The following is a 14,249-nucleotide window of genomic DNA, read 5'->3' on the forward strand; positions in this document are numbered from 1 at the left end:
TTTACTCAACTTTTTCGTAAATTAATATATGAATGTAAGTAATATTATAAAGGTCTAACTAGGTATGCTTCGTTACAAAAACCGCGAATGCTGTTTAAAATCCGTTTCGCACGGCTATATTTATGGCACACTGCAAATACAGTCGGCCCAGTTCCACTCATTTGAGAACCGTCCGCACCGAAGCTCATTAAGCGATTCTTGATTTCTAAAATTTCTGGATAGTGCCCCGCTGAAATTGATTCTAAAACATTTCCCATGTTAGCGGTGATTCCGGTCAAGTCCCCCCGCTTTGCAAATAATATTAATTTATCGATATTCGGATGAATCAACCGATCATAATTAATCTCTTGCAAAATTTTAGGCGTTGAGACACTCACCCGCGGTTTGACTAAAATTACCCACATTGAAGGCAGCTTAGGCATTAGTTCGATGACTTCACCGCGACCAGTTACTTTAGCCGTTTGACTATAAATACAGTAAGGAACGTCAGAATCAACCCGCAGTCCAATCAATGCTAATTCTGAATTATTAAGCCCCAGTTGATAAAGTTTATTTAAGCCCCTTAAAACGGCAGCGGCATCAGATGATCCGCCTCCCAAACCTGCAGCAATCGGAATATGCTTAATAATTTTAATTTCAATTCCATCCTGAATATTAAACTGCTTTGTAATCAGCAACGCCGCCTGATAAGCAAGGTTACGTTGATCATTAGGAATAAAAACACTATCAGATTCCACAACGATCTTACCACTTTTATTAGTGCTAATCTCTACGTAATCCGCTAAATCAATCGAAGTCATAACCATTTTCCACTCTGGTAACCCATCTTGATGGATGTAAGGTGTATCTAGCCCTAAATTGATTTTAGCAGGCGCTTTTTCTACGATTTTCAAGTCCACCCCTCCAATCATCTAATTTATTTATTTTTCATTATACTAAAAAATCAATGAAAAGTCAGTGGACTAAAAAAGCAACTATTTTAATTAATAGTTGCTAATTAGGTTATTTTAAAATGCCAATTTTATGGTAGGTATTAGCAAGTTTCACAAAGTCACTCACCGTTAATCTTTCGGGGCGAACGCCTGGATCAATGTCTAATTCTGCCAAACCTTTTTTGACCTGCTCCTTTATTTCTGGGCGCTTCCCAAAAACACTTTGTAAATTATTCCATAACGTCTTACGACGATGAGCAAAACACCCGCGAACAAAACCCATGAATGACTTATCATTGAATGCTTGATCATTTCGATGGTTATAACTAGTTAATGTTACAATTGCGGAATCCACGTTCGGTGATGGGATGAATGATTTTCTAGAAACCTGCATTGGAACTGTCACCCGATGCAGATATTGCACAATTACAGAAAGGGAGCTATATGCCTTCACACCTGTTTTGGCGCATAATCGATCGGCAACTTCCTTTTGCATCATCACCACAATTTTAGAAAAGTCAATCGGGCCCTTTAATAAACTTAAAATAATTGGAGTAGTAATGTAATATGGCAAATTGGCAACCACCTTGACATGTTCGTTGCTACCAAACTCTTGATCGATCATCTCTGGCAAGTTTGCCTTTAAAATATCTTGATTAATGATTTTAACGTTATCATATTGATGTAAAGTATCATCTAGAACTGGTAATAAATTTTGGTCTAATTCGTATGCAACGACCTTATTCGCCCGCTTGGCCAATTGCTCAGTTAAAGACCCAATTCCAGGTCCAATTTCAATTACATTATCTTCCTTTGTGATTTCTGCAGCATCCACAATCCCGACTAAAATATTTAAATCGGTCAGAAAATTTTGTCCCAAACTTTTCTTTGCAGAAAGGTGGTAACGATTCAATATCGCCTGAGTTCTGGCTGGGCTCCCAATTGCTGGTGTTTCTGTCATTATTGCTCCTCCTTGATTTGCTTCATTGCGGCATCAAATTGTTGGGGGGTGATCGAAAACATTTGCAGTCGTTTTCCGAGTCGCTTCCCGTTTACATATCCGATGTTCAAAATATCACATAACTTTTGCCGTCGTTGCTTGGCTCCTGGTCCCCCTAATAGGTTATATTCCAATAACACACGTTCTGGAATCAGCGGCTCTGCGGTTAGATTTTCAGTATACAGATTCGCAAGCGCCTCTCTAATCGTATCCATAGAGGCATGTTCGACGCCCAATGAGCCATGGTGATGGTTAGGGGTTGCTAAATTGCGCTTGATGAAGGCATGCTTAGCATCTGGAACCGCTTTGGCAACAATCTTTCGAATTCGTTCACCAGAAAAATCAGGATCTGTAAAGATGATGATTCCCCGTTGTTCAGCAATCTTTTTGATCAATGCAATCGTTGCATCATCAATGGCTGAGCCCCTAGTCTCTAAGGTATCAGCGTTCACAGCCATCTTAATGCGGGTAGTATCATCTTTACCTTCCACCACAATTACTTCTTTAATTTTTTTCATTATTCCTCGATTCCGAACAAGCGTAACGTATTACGGTAAGTTGCATCAGCAACTACGTCTGGAGTCGTATCGCGATACCTAGCAATTGCTTCGACTGTATAGAGTGTATAGCCAGGTTCATTTTGCTTTCCACGGTATGGCTCTGGTGCTAAATATGGAGCATCAGTTTCCACTAGGATTTTATCCAGTGGGGCTTTAGCAGCAGCTTCATGGATTTCACGGGTCTTTTTAAAGCTGGCAACCCCACTAAATGATAGTAACATCCCCAAGTCGATAAACTTCTGTGCCCATTCAGGATCACCATTAAAGCTGTGCACGATTCCATGAGTCGCACTGACATCGGTTGATTTAATAATATCGTAGGTATCTTCGAACGCATCCCGATTATGAACGGAAATTGGCAGCCCTGCATCCTTTGCAATTTCAATTTGGCGTTTGAAAACACGGCGTTGGGTGCTTTGCTTCACTACGTTTTGGTGGTAATCAAGGCCGATTTCACCAACGGCAACGACCTTTGGATCCTTAATTTGTTCGATCAACTCCGCTTCGGCAGCTTCATCAAAGTCATTGGCCGATTCTGGATGGTAGCCAACGATTGCATATAAATTATCGTATTGGTGGGCTAATTCAATTGCTAAGCGATTTAAATGTTGATCAGAACCAACGATTGCCATCTTAACTACCCCTAACCTTTGGGCATGGGCGATGTATTGCTTAGCATCGGGATATAAAATATCATCATTCAAGTGGGTATGGGAATCAAAAATCTTCATAAAATCTCCTCCAAAACGAAATTAGCCATTAATCAAATTGATTGAATGGCTAATTTAGGGTTTTCATTATTCTAAAGTAGCCCCGTTTTCGAAGCTTTCAGGAAGGGTCGCTAATTCAATTGAACCATCCTTGTGTTCAACGGAAAGTAACATTCCCTGACTGACTTCACCACGCATTTTACGAGGCTTTAAGTTCGATACGGCAATTAGTTTCTTACCAACTAATTTTTCGTAATCTGGGTACCATTGTGCAATTCCCGAAAGGATTTGCCGATATCCTTGATCACCCGCATCTAATTTGAACTTCAATAGTTTATCCGAACCTTCAACGGGTTGAACTGCAACCACTTCAGCAACCTTTAATTCGACCTTATCAAAGGCTTCGTAACGAATTGCTTTTTTAGTTAACGTTAATTCAGTCGTATCTGGGTCGAAACTGCCTTCAGCAGCAGCCTTTTGGGCTGCCCGCCCCTTCGTTTTATCAGACTTGGTCATTTGCCCCTTGATAAATTCAACTTCAGCTTCCACATCAAGCCGTGGGAAGATTGGAACACCCTTCTTGATTACCTGGGTGTTTGCTGGTAAATCAGCGATATTCAAGTTCGTTAAGTCGAACGAATCGCTTGGCAAGCCAAGTTGTTCAGCAATCTTTTTAGGAGCTTGTGTCATGATTGGACTAACCAAGAAGGCAATTACCCGTAAACTAGCGGCCAAGTGGGCCATCACGGAGTCTAATTGATCCTTATCAGCAGCAGCATCGCTTTTGGCTAACGACCATGGTTCAGTTTGGTCAATGTACTTATTGGTTGCAGCTACTAACTTCCAAACTGCAGCTAGTGCATCGGCAAAATGAACGGAATTCATTTTTTCCTTGAACTCGGTAATCGATTCGGTTGCGACTTGTTCCAAAGGTTGGTCAAATTCTGTCACTGCTGACTTAAATTCTGGGACGGTCCCGCCTTCGTACTTGTTGATCATCGCAACTGTCCGATTCAATAAGTTTCCTAGGTCATTGGCAAGGTCATAGTTGACCCGATCAACGAAGTCTTCTGGCGTAAAGACCCCATCGTTTCCATAAGGCATGGAACGAAGGAGGTAGTAACGCGTAGCGTCTAGCCCGTAACGTTCGACCAATGTTTCTGGATAAATAACGTTGCCCTTAGACTTGGACATTTTACCATTCTTCATTAATAGCCAACCGTGGCCAATTACGTGCTTAGGTAGTTCTAATCCCAATGCATGTAAGATAATTGGCCAGTAAATCGTATGGAAACGAACGATTTCCTTCCCTACCATTTGAACGTCAGCAGGCCAGTACTTCTTAAATAATGAATCATCATCAGAACCGTAACCCAGGGCAGTGATATAGTTAGTCAAGGCATCGATCCAAACATAAACGACGTGCTTAGGATCACTCTTAACAGGAACCCCCCATTTAAATGAAGTCCGTGAAACGGCAAGGTCTTCAAGGCCTGGCTTGATGAAGTTATTGATCATTTCATTCATCCGCGCTGATGGTTCAATGAAATCTGGATGATCACGATAGTATTGAAGTAACCAATCAGCGTATTTACTCATCTTAAAGAAGTAACATGGTTCGTGAACCAATTGGACTTCGTGACCGCTTGGTGCCTTTCCACCAGTTACATTACCATCATCATCCTTGTAAACCTCGGATAATTGGGATTCAGTGAAGTATTCTTCATCAGATACGGAGTACCAACCAGTGTATTCACCAAGGTAAATATCCCCATTATCTTGTAATTTTTGGAAAATCTTTTGAACAGCTGCAACATGGTAATCATCAGTCGTTCTAATGAACTTGGTGTTTGAGATATCAAGGGTCTTCCAAAGCTGCTTAATGCCATCGGCCATTTTATCAACGTAAGCCTTGGGCTCCATCCCTAATTTTTCTGCTTTTTGTTCAATTTTGAGTCCGTGTTCATCAGTTCCAGTTAGGTAAAAAACGTCATACCCCGTGTAACGTTTGAAACGAGCTAATGCGTCACACGCAATCGTTGTGTATGAATTTCCGATGTGTAATTTACCAGATGGATAATATATTGGAGTGGTAATATAATAAGTTGGTTTTGCCATAGATGATGCTCCCTTTCTGAAGCGGCAGCCGCTAGTTAATTATTTTTCATTATAGCATAACTGCCGTGCTTTAAAATAAATCTAGTTGTTTTGGTGCTAATCCAGTAAAATGTAGCCCTAATAAGGATTGTAACTTTAAGGCATTGGGGGCCGCATCTTTGCCAGAATTGTTATTAAAAATAATACATACTTCTCTTACTTGGGAATCTAAATCACGAACGATATTTGCTAAACCAGCTAGTTCATGATCATTATAATGATACAAAGTCCTGCGCTTGCGCCAATCTCGGCCTTGATTGAACCAGCCTTCTGCATTGCGCCCATGAAGCCGAATAAATACTAAATTTGGGTTAGTAATTAGTGGAACGAATGGGACGCCATCATTTAGATTATGGGGCTCATCCACAATGGCCAATGTCAAATGCAATTGCTTTAAGCCGTGAAACAGCCGATTAATAAATGGATTTTGATACCAAGAAGGATGCCGAAACTCGACCGTAATCGGCAACCCAGGGAGGTGGTTAGGAATGCTTGCTAAGTAGGCAAGGTTTTCATCACTGACCTTAAAAAAGGGCGGAAATTGAAATAAAACCGTCTTTAGCTGGTGGGATTCAACCAATGGCTTAATCATTGCATTAAATTCAGTAAAAACCTGCCAACGAGTTGGTAAAGAAACCGCATCTGGACTTTTTAAGTCATGTTGAGTCATCAAACGATTCGCCTTCACCACAAATTGAAACTGACTAGGGACTTGTTTAATCCAATTATCAACTGTGGTAATTTGGGGAATCGCATAAAATGGAGTATCAACTTCAACGGTCGGTAAAAAACTCGCATACTCATTTAACTTCGGTGGTTGATTAGTATTAGAAAACAAGGGATGATCAGACCACGTTGTTAAACCAATTGTAATCATTAAACTCGCAGCTCCTTAAAGAATTTAACTGCATCCCCTTGAATCATCTTCAAGGGAATCCCTAAGTCTAGTTTTTCTTGATTGATTGCAATAACCGGTGCACTGGGGTTGCGATACTGAAGTAGCCCTGCAAATGGGTAGACACGCATTGAAGTCCCTACAATTACGATCAAGTCGCTTTTAGACATTAAATCAACACTGTTTTGGACCCTATCTGGATCCAATCCTTCATCATACAAAACAATTCCAGGACGTAATACACCGCCACAATCCTTATGAATCGGACTATTCAAATATTCATGCCAATCAACTGATTGATGACACTTTTGGCAAGTAACATCATATAAATTACCATGAAATTCAATTAGGTGGGTGGCATGTGCAACGTTATACAAATTATCGACGTTTTGTGTAATGATGCTAGCACGATCCTGATTAGTTAACGCAGCCTGCTTTTCATGAATTGCATTGGGTTTTGCATCTGGGTAGTACATATTATTTTTCACAAACGAATAAAATTTATCAGGCTCATTTTGCAAACAAGCATGACTTAAATAGTATTCAGCGGGTCGTCCATCGTTATCCTGTTCATATAACCCATTTTTAGAACGATAATCTGGAATCCCAGAAGGAGTTGATACCCCCGCCCCAGTTAAAAAAACAATTCGCTGCGATTGATCAAATACCCTTTGAACATCTGCATCCATATTTGACGCCCCCCAAATTAATTAACGAATAATAAATGGCATTTTAAGTTCCTTGAACAAGTCTTTGACGCTTAAATTGTAAAGTCGTTTAAAATAAGCTGGACTATCATCCATCCCTGTTGGTGATGGAACAACAAATGAATTTTGATCATCGACCTTACTAAAGCCAACGTAGGCTCTTCGATTGGTGACCTTTTCGTGCAGTTCAGAATGAAAAATTTCAAACATTTGATTTACTTTAAGGTTTAATTGGCGTTCTGAAAGCACACTAGTAATCGTTGTAAAGTCCTTATTATTTAATGGTGGTAAACCCCACGCCTTTAATTGATCATCAAACAATCTGAATAATTTAACAACGTTTCTACGCAAGCCAAATGGTGAATCAGTTGGCTTAACAGTAATCTGTTTATAAATTTTTTGAGCAGCAGCTAGTGAAACTGGATAATCATGCTTCAATTCGTCAACAACTGTATCGAAATGATCTCCGTAAAAGACCATTGCATCCAAAAGGGTTAGTAATCTTAATGACATTTCATCATCCAGTTCCTTAGGTTCTGGTTTGATGGTTTCCTTAATTCCCTTTAGATACATAGCTTCAATATCAGCATTGATCAATTCATGTTTGCGTTGTTCTGAAACAACAACAAAGTGAGAAACAATATCAAATAATTCAGTTCCCATTGCTTGCAATTGATCATCTAATTCTGGATTACCAGTAGTTAATGAGAAGAAAATCTGGGGAAAGCCCCGTAAAGTCATTAACAAGTGCAACAATTCATGTGAAGCCGTGTAGTTAGGAGCAGATAAATCTGAAATTTGTACATAAATATTTTTACCTTCCTGAACTACTTGTGCTTGATCATGTCTTACATATCCTGATTGTAGGCGACCAATAAATTGAACCTCAATCTTACCAGGAAAAAATTGATTCACAACGTTGATCAAACTTTGGGTCTGTTCATTTAAATTAATATCTTCTGGTTCCAAGTAATTTCAACCTCACTTATTAGATTTTCTGATTTGTTGGATGATTGAACGAGCATCTTCAATTCCAACGTTCTTAATGGTTCTTAATTTTTTTACAACTGGCGCAACTTCCGATGGAGTAGCCCCAGCGCTAATTGCTAATGAATTTAATTGCAGTGCCATATGCCCCTTTTGGATTCCATCCGTCACGATTGCCTTCAGGGCAGCTAAATTCTGTGCCAAACCAGTTGCTGCAATTAACTGCATTAACTCACGTGCATTTTTAACCTTAGCAATGGACTTATTAATCTGAACAAGTGGAAAGACCTTAGTCGCCCCACCAACGAAACCAACAGGCATTGGAACAACCATCTCGCCAACTAGTTGGTTATTAATAATCTTCCAGTGACTTAATCCGCGGTACTGTCCATCTTTTGCTGCATAGGCATGAATCCCACTTTCAATTGCACGCCAATCATTACCCATTGCAATCGTTACTGCGTCGATTCCGTTCATAATGCCCTTGTTATGGGTCGTTGCGCGATATGGGTCAATTTGGGCAATATGGCTAGCTAAACCAATTCTAACAGCAACTTCTTGTCCCGTCATCCCAGGGGCACCTAATTGATCAAAGTCAATTCGGCCAGTTACTTTGACCAAACTTTTTGTCGCATAATTGGATAAAATTTGCATTAAAACAACTCCGGGTTGTTGTTCATTGATGGTTGCACCCAGTTGTTCTAACATCGAATTAATAATGTTTGCACCCATCGCTTCAGATACATTAACGCTCAGATCAATCGAATAATCATCCTTATCCAATGCTCGCACGGTAACTTCGGTAGCCCCACCACCATAATTACTAATGCTCGGGTGGGCTGAATCAGCTAGGGCAATCAAATTCCCCTTATGATTTTCAATCCATTCCAACAGCGCTGAGCTAGGTTTATGCAAAATTACCTGACCAATCAATTCCCGATTAATTACTGTTGCCGAGATCCCATTCTTTCTGAGCATCCGTGCCCCGTTGCTGACGGCCGCGACTACAGATGGTTCTTCAGTCACCATGGGAATGGCATGCTCAACGCCATTGACCATTAAGTTAACCCCTACGCCTTCAGGCAACGAATAATCAGTAAGATAGTTTTCGATTAGGTGGGCATCAGTATCGTTTACATGATCCTTAATCAATGACCGTGCGTTTTCATCTAAAGATGCGTACTCCCCAACAACTGATAACCTATCAGCATATGATTTACGATAAAAATGTTTAAATATATTATCCATAAATAAAGCTTCCACCTTTGCAATTGCTCCCCACAATCAGGAGCATTTAAAACAACTAATGTTTTTGGTTTGATTTCATGTGGCGTAAATATTCATTAATTAATCCCTCACGGACCCCGCTATCAGCAAAGATGACCTGCTTAGAATTAATTCTGTTAATAATCGAGACCAATGGTAATAATCCACCAACGATAATATCGGCACGATCGGACTCTAACCCTGAAATCTGTTTGCGTTGTGCATTATCCTTTGCGATCAATAGCTCGAATGTTTTTAAAACCTGTGATTGCCTTAATTGATAGCGATTTAAGCGGTGCGAACGATTTAGGTGCTGGTGGTGCTGATTGATTCTTGCCAACGCCCTAGTTGCGCCACCAAGTAAGACTAATGGATAGTGATAAGCCCATTTCAGCCAGAAAACCCGATGTAGTTCTTGTTGGATATAACACTCTGCTTTGAACAAATCAGATGATTTAATATAACTATTTAAATGGTAATGTTCTGAAATACTTACCGCTCCCATTGGAAGGCTAATTAAATTCTTTTTTTTATGGTTTTGAACTAGTACTAACTCCATACTGGCCCCACCAATATCAACTAAAATATAATTAGACTCCTTGATGTTGTTTACAACCCCTAAATAGTCATAATAAGCTTCCTGATTTCCAGATAAAATTTTAACCCGCAAACCAAGGGTATCACGAACCTGTTTTAAAAATGTATCTTGATTATTAGCTTGGCGGACCGCAGCAGTAGCAATGACTTTCACATGCGCATTTGGGTATCCCTTATAAACATTTTGGAAATTTTGTAACGCATTAATTGTCCGCTTAATCGCTGCTGGTCTCAACATTTTTTCTCGACCCATCCCTTCGGATAGTCGACTATCATTTTTTAATCTTTTAATTTCATGATATGATCCATCATTTTCAATTTGATTAATGGCCATTCTCACTGAATTGGAACCAATATCTAGAATTACAAAATTTTCCAATTTAAACACCCTTCTTTAAATAATGTTTTAGTTCAGTGATTATTTAAAGTAATTAATCCCAATTGCATCCCGAACTTCTTGAAGGGTTTGATTAGTAACCGCTTGGGCCCGTTCACTCCCTGCCTTTAAAATATCATAAACCGCAGCGGGATCCTTTGCGAATTCTTCTCTACGTGTCCGAATTGGTTCTAGTTCTGCTTGAAGGACCTCGTTCAAGTAACGCTTAATCTTTACATCACCAAGTCCACCATGTCTATATTGTTCCTTTAATTCACTAACATGGTCTTGATCCTTTGCAAAAATATCTAAGTAGGTGAAGACGGTATTGCCTTCAACTTTTCCAGGGTCTTCCACGTGAATATGGTTCGGGTCAGTGTACATGGACATGACCTTCTTTTGAATCGTGTCTGGGTCATCTGCCAGGTAAATGGCGTTACCAAGTGATTTACTCATCTTAGCATTACCATCCAGTCCAGGAATCCGTCCCATTTCTTTTGGTGGGAAGTAGCCTTCTGGTTCAACTAAAATATCCTGTTTATAAATTGAATTAAATGAACGCACGATTTCACGAGTTTGTTCAAGCATTGGTTCTTGATCAGCCCCAACTGGAACTGTATTGGCCTTAAAGGCAGTGATATCAGCAGCTTGGCTTACTGGATAGATGAAGAAACCAGCTGGCACACTTTGGCCGAAGTTTTTTTGTTTAATTTCGGTTTTAACAGTTGGGTTACGGTTTAACCGTGAAACTGTAACTAGATTTAAGTAGTGCATCGTCAATTCATCTAACGCTGGTAATTGTGACTGAACACAAATGGTGGATTTCTTAGGGTCAATGCCAACTGCTAAGTAGTCCAGTGCCACTTGAAGTAAACTGTGTTGAATTTTTTCTGGATCACGAGCGTTATCGGTTAACGCTTGCATATCTGCAATTAATAGATAGGTGTCATATTCACCTGAGTTTTGTAAAGCAACCCGATTTCTAAGAGAACCAACATAGTGTCCAATGTGTAACTTGCCGGTTGGGCGATCACCAGTTAAAATTACCTTTTTTTCTGTCATCATAAATCATCCTTTCTAAAAAAAGGCGTGCTACTGGATGAATATCCAATAGGACGCCTTTAACGTGGTACCACCTATGTTGCGAGAGTTAAAACCCGCCACTCTTTCCGATAAGGAGGAACCCATTCAACCATTTCATTTCCCCTAATCATTCTCAGCATCTATGATCTCTCTGAAGGTGGGGCAACTACTTTTTTAACATTTATAATCATCTAATATTTTAATTGATTACTAATTTAATGTCAAAGTGAGTTTAATTGACATTTAAGCATTTTAAACCTAAAATTATTGCACGTTGAAAAGAATTTGAAGAAATGGAGGAATGATCTTGGAACCCGGTGAATATGAAAAAGAGGAAGCCCGTGTTGAATCAATTGTTAAAAAAATTACGAAACGAATTCAAAAGACTAAAGTTGATTTAAATAGAGCTCACCAAGAAACTGAAAATGTTCAGCAAAATTATAGTGCCAATACGTCTGTTAACTACTTTGAAGTTGACGATCGAATTGAAACGAGTGCTGAACTACAACAACAAAGAGGATTAGTTAACCGAGATATTGAAAATGAAGCAATCATCAAACGACACTTAAACACGTTAAAGGATTTAGAAAATTCTCCCTATTTTGGGCGCATTGATATTCTTGATGATGGTGATACAAAACCAGAAAAACTTTACATTGGGACAGCATCATTTGTTGATGATAATCAAAATTTTTTAATCTATGATTGGCGGGCTCCTATTTCTAGCATCTATTATAATGGAACCCTGGGCAAGGTTAGCTACACTACTCCTGCGGGGCGTTTCTCAACCGAATTAATAAAAAAGCGTCAATTTCAAATTAAAAATGGCAAAATTGATAATCTGTTTGATACTAATGAAACCGTTGGCGATGAAATGCTTCAACATGCATTAGGTGAACAAAATGATGAGACGATGCAAAATATCGTTGCTACGATTCAAAGTGAACAAAACGATATTATTAGGGATACGACTAGTGACCTATTAGTTGTCCAAGGGGTCGCTGGATCAGGAAAAACATCAGCAATCCTCCAAAGAATTGCATTCCTACTTTACCACAGCAGAAGTTCGCTAGTGGCAGATCAAATCGTGTTACTTTCACCCAATAAACTGTTTAGTCACTACATTTCAGATGTGCTACCTAGTTTAGGGGAACGCAACATGCGACAAGTTACGCTTGCTGAATTTTTTAACCATCGATTTGAGGGATTAAAAGTTCAATCAATTTTTGATCGTTACGAAAATCAACAATCATTAAGTAATTCCCAACAACAGATTCATCAGTATAAAGATAGTGATAAATTCATGAATGCGTTATCAGATTATGTTTCTGATATTTCAGCCGATCAAATTCAATTTAGTTCAATTTTATTTAGGGGCAATCCATTCTTTACTGCTGAAGATATTCGCGCAATTTATGAACAATACCCAAAGAGTATGCACACATCACAAAGAATCTTAAAAACTAAAAACCAACTTATCAGAACTTTAAAAAGAAGAATTAAAACTTCAATCCACGATCCATGGGTAAATGATGAACTAGAAGTTTTAAGTGAAGAACAGATTCGAACCATGATGAAGGGAAAGCAGCTTCGTGAATTCCAAAGCCAAGATGACGAACGGGATTTTCTAGCACAGAAAATCGTTAAACGTGAATACCGAATTATTTATGATGCAATTTTTAATAATAATTTTTTTGATCCATATATTCAATATGTCGATTTTCTAAATAGCTTAACGCTTCCTGCAAATATCGATAATAAAGAATGGCAAGCCTCTATTAAGAAGTTTTCAGAAGACTTAGAAAATCATAAATTAGGTTTGGAAAATGCTGCACCGCTCCTATATCTACGTGATTTAATTACAGGTGAAGGTAGAAATCGTGCAATTAAATATTTGTTTATCGATGAAATGCAGGACTACTCAATTGCTCAATTAATTTACTTGCGATTTATATTTTCAAATGCCAAATTTAACCTAATTGGTGACAGTGAACAAGCTTTATTTAAAGAAGTTGAATCCCCTAAAGAACTGCTAAATAAACTTAACGATGCGTTTGGCACTAATCATTCTAGGCTCATAACGTTACGTAAGTCCTATCGATCGACTTATCAAATCACAACATTTGCTAAGTCATTATTACCAGATGGAAATGAAATTGAAGCATTTAATCGTCAAGGACCACTTCCTGAAATCATTGTTAGATACAATGATCAAGAAGCATTAGCAAGTTTAAAATCATCCGTTAAAAAACAATTAGCTGATAATGGAACTGTTGCTATTATCACTAAAAATATGAATGATGCTAAGTTTATCAACCACAATCTATACCATAGTTTTAAAACTAATATTCTAGATGATGCTGATCGCACCTTACCGAAGGGAGTAATTATTTTGCCCGTCTATTTGGCAAAGGGATTAGAATTTGATTCAGTAATCGGTTGGAATATTTCTAATGATAACTTTAATAGCACTGATTTAATTGGAACGCTTTACACGATTTCAACAAGAGCAATGCATAACTTAATCTTAATCAGTGTTGGTGCAGTTAGCTCGCTAATTACAAAATCCAAAGTCCCGAAAGAAGTATTTAAAATTGACCATCAATTAAGCTCACATAGCTAATATTAAAAAAACTGCCGTCCCCACTAAGAGTTAGTAGGGACGGCAGTTTTTAATTAAAGCCGTTTCCGGGATTTGAACCCGGGACCTCTTCCTTACCATGGAAACGCTCTACCTCCTGAGCTAAAACGGCATTTAAATATTAAAATAAAAAAGACCTTCGTAAAAAACGGAGATCTTTTTTGTTTGCGTGGCAACGTCCTATCCTTGCAGGGGGCGATCCCCCAACTACTTTTGGCGCTCAAAAGCTTAACTTCTGTGTTCGACATGGGAACAGGTGTATCCTTCTGGCCATCATCACCACACTATTTATCTGTGAGAACTTCGTTCTCTCAAAACTAGATAATATTTTATTCTTC

12 protein-coding genes, 1 tRNA gene and 1 rRNA gene are annotated in these 14,249 nt (G+C 38.8%); 1 reads left to right on the forward strand and 13 read right to left on the reverse strand.

Features of this window, described 5'->3' with window-relative positions; all coding sequences use genetic code 11:
- Positions 1-44: 44 nt before the first annotated feature.
- The 11 genes from ispE to trpS all read right to left on the reverse strand — a co-directional run bounded on the left by ispE (position 45) and on the right by trpS (position 11,249).
- Positions 45-893: a 4-(cytidine 5'-diphospho)-2-C-methyl-D-erythritol kinase gene (gene ispE / locus ACSYTE_RS00195; protein WP_491716722.1), complete on the reverse strand. Its 849-nt coding sequence runs from the start codon at positions 891-893 to the stop codon at positions 45-47.
- A 109-nt stretch (positions 894-1,002) separates the two neighbouring features.
- Positions 1,003-1,893, reverse strand: a complete 891-nt coding sequence (gene rsmA, locus ACSYTE_RS00200) for a 16S rRNA (adenine(1518)-N(6)/adenine(1519)-N(6))-dimethyltransferase RsmA (RefSeq protein WP_491716723.1) — start codon at positions 1,891-1,893, stop codon at positions 1,003-1,005.
- A complete protein-coding gene (gene rnmV, locus ACSYTE_RS00205) occupies positions 1,893-2,450 on the reverse strand; it encodes a ribonuclease M5 (protein WP_491716724.1) in 558 nt (185 codons plus the stop codon). The genes rsmA and rnmV overlap by 1 nt, the downstream gene beginning before the upstream one ends.
- Positions 2,450-3,223: a TatD family hydrolase gene (locus ACSYTE_RS00210; protein ID WP_491716725.1), complete on the reverse strand. Its 774-nt coding sequence runs from the start codon at positions 3,221-3,223 to the stop codon at positions 2,450-2,452. The genes rnmV and ACSYTE_RS00210 overlap by 1 nt, the downstream gene beginning before the upstream one ends.
- Positions 3,224-3,289: 66 nt before the next feature.
- Positions 3,290-5,320 carry a methionine--tRNA ligase gene (gene metG, locus ACSYTE_RS00215; protein ID WP_491716726.1) on the reverse strand — a complete coding sequence of 677 codons (2,031 nt, stop codon included), beginning with the start codon at positions 5,318-5,320 and terminating at the stop codon, positions 3,290-3,292.
- Positions 5,321-5,390: 70 nt separating this feature from the next.
- Positions 5,391-6,236, reverse strand: coding sequence for a DUF72 domain-containing protein (locus ACSYTE_RS00220; RefSeq protein ID WP_491716727.1), 846 nt, complete (start codon positions 6,234-6,236; stop codon positions 5,391-5,393).
- Entirely contained in the window at positions 6,236-6,943 is a 708-nt protein-coding gene (locus ACSYTE_RS00225) for an NAD-dependent protein deacylase (protein WP_491716728.1), read from the reverse strand. Before ACSYTE_RS00225 ends, ACSYTE_RS00220 begins: the two co-directional genes overlap by 1 nt.
- 21 nt (positions 6,944-6,964) lie before the next feature.
- On the reverse strand, positions 6,965-7,930 hold the full coding sequence (locus ACSYTE_RS00230) for an IpaB/EvcA family protein (RefSeq protein ID WP_491716729.1): 966 nt from the start codon (positions 7,928-7,930) through the stop codon (positions 6,965-6,967).
- A gap of 12 nt (positions 7,931-7,942) precedes the next feature.
- Positions 7,943-9,196: a hydroxymethylglutaryl-CoA reductase, degradative gene (locus ACSYTE_RS00235; protein WP_491716730.1), complete on the reverse strand. Its 1,254-nt coding sequence runs from the start codon at positions 9,194-9,196 to the stop codon at positions 7,943-7,945.
- Between the two features lie 55 nt (positions 9,197-9,251).
- Entirely contained in the window at positions 9,252-10,190 is a 939-nt protein-coding gene (locus ACSYTE_RS00240; RefSeq protein WP_491716731.1) for a Ppx/GppA phosphatase family protein, read from the reverse strand.
- 39 nt (positions 10,191-10,229) lie between these two features.
- Complete coding sequence (trpS, locus tag ACSYTE_RS00245; RefSeq protein ID WP_491716732.1) at positions 10,230-11,249, reverse strand: tryptophan--tRNA ligase; 1,020 nt, start codon at positions 11,247-11,249, stop codon at positions 10,230-10,232.
- A gap of 322 nt (positions 11,250-11,571) precedes the next feature.
- Between trpS and helD the strand changes: the two genes are divergently transcribed.
- Positions 11,572-13,893 carry an RNA polymerase recycling motor HelD gene (gene helD, locus ACSYTE_RS00250; protein WP_491716733.1) on the forward strand — a complete coding sequence of 774 codons (2,322 nt, stop codon included), beginning with the start codon at positions 11,572-11,574 and terminating at the stop codon, positions 13,891-13,893.
- 57 nt (positions 13,894-13,950) lie between these two features.
- Here helD and ACSYTE_RS00255 read toward each other — a convergent pair.
- Together ACSYTE_RS00255 and rrf are read right to left on the reverse strand one after the other, a co-directional pair.
- Positions 13,951-14,023 (reverse strand) — tRNA-Thr (locus tag ACSYTE_RS00255).
- Between the two features lie 55 nt (positions 14,024-14,078).
- Positions 14,079-14,195, reverse strand: a 5S ribosomal RNA gene (rrf, locus tag ACSYTE_RS00260).
- Positions 14,196-14,249 lie beyond the last annotated feature (54 nt).

It is taken from the genome of Nicoliella sp. ESL1120, assembly GCF_058508515.1.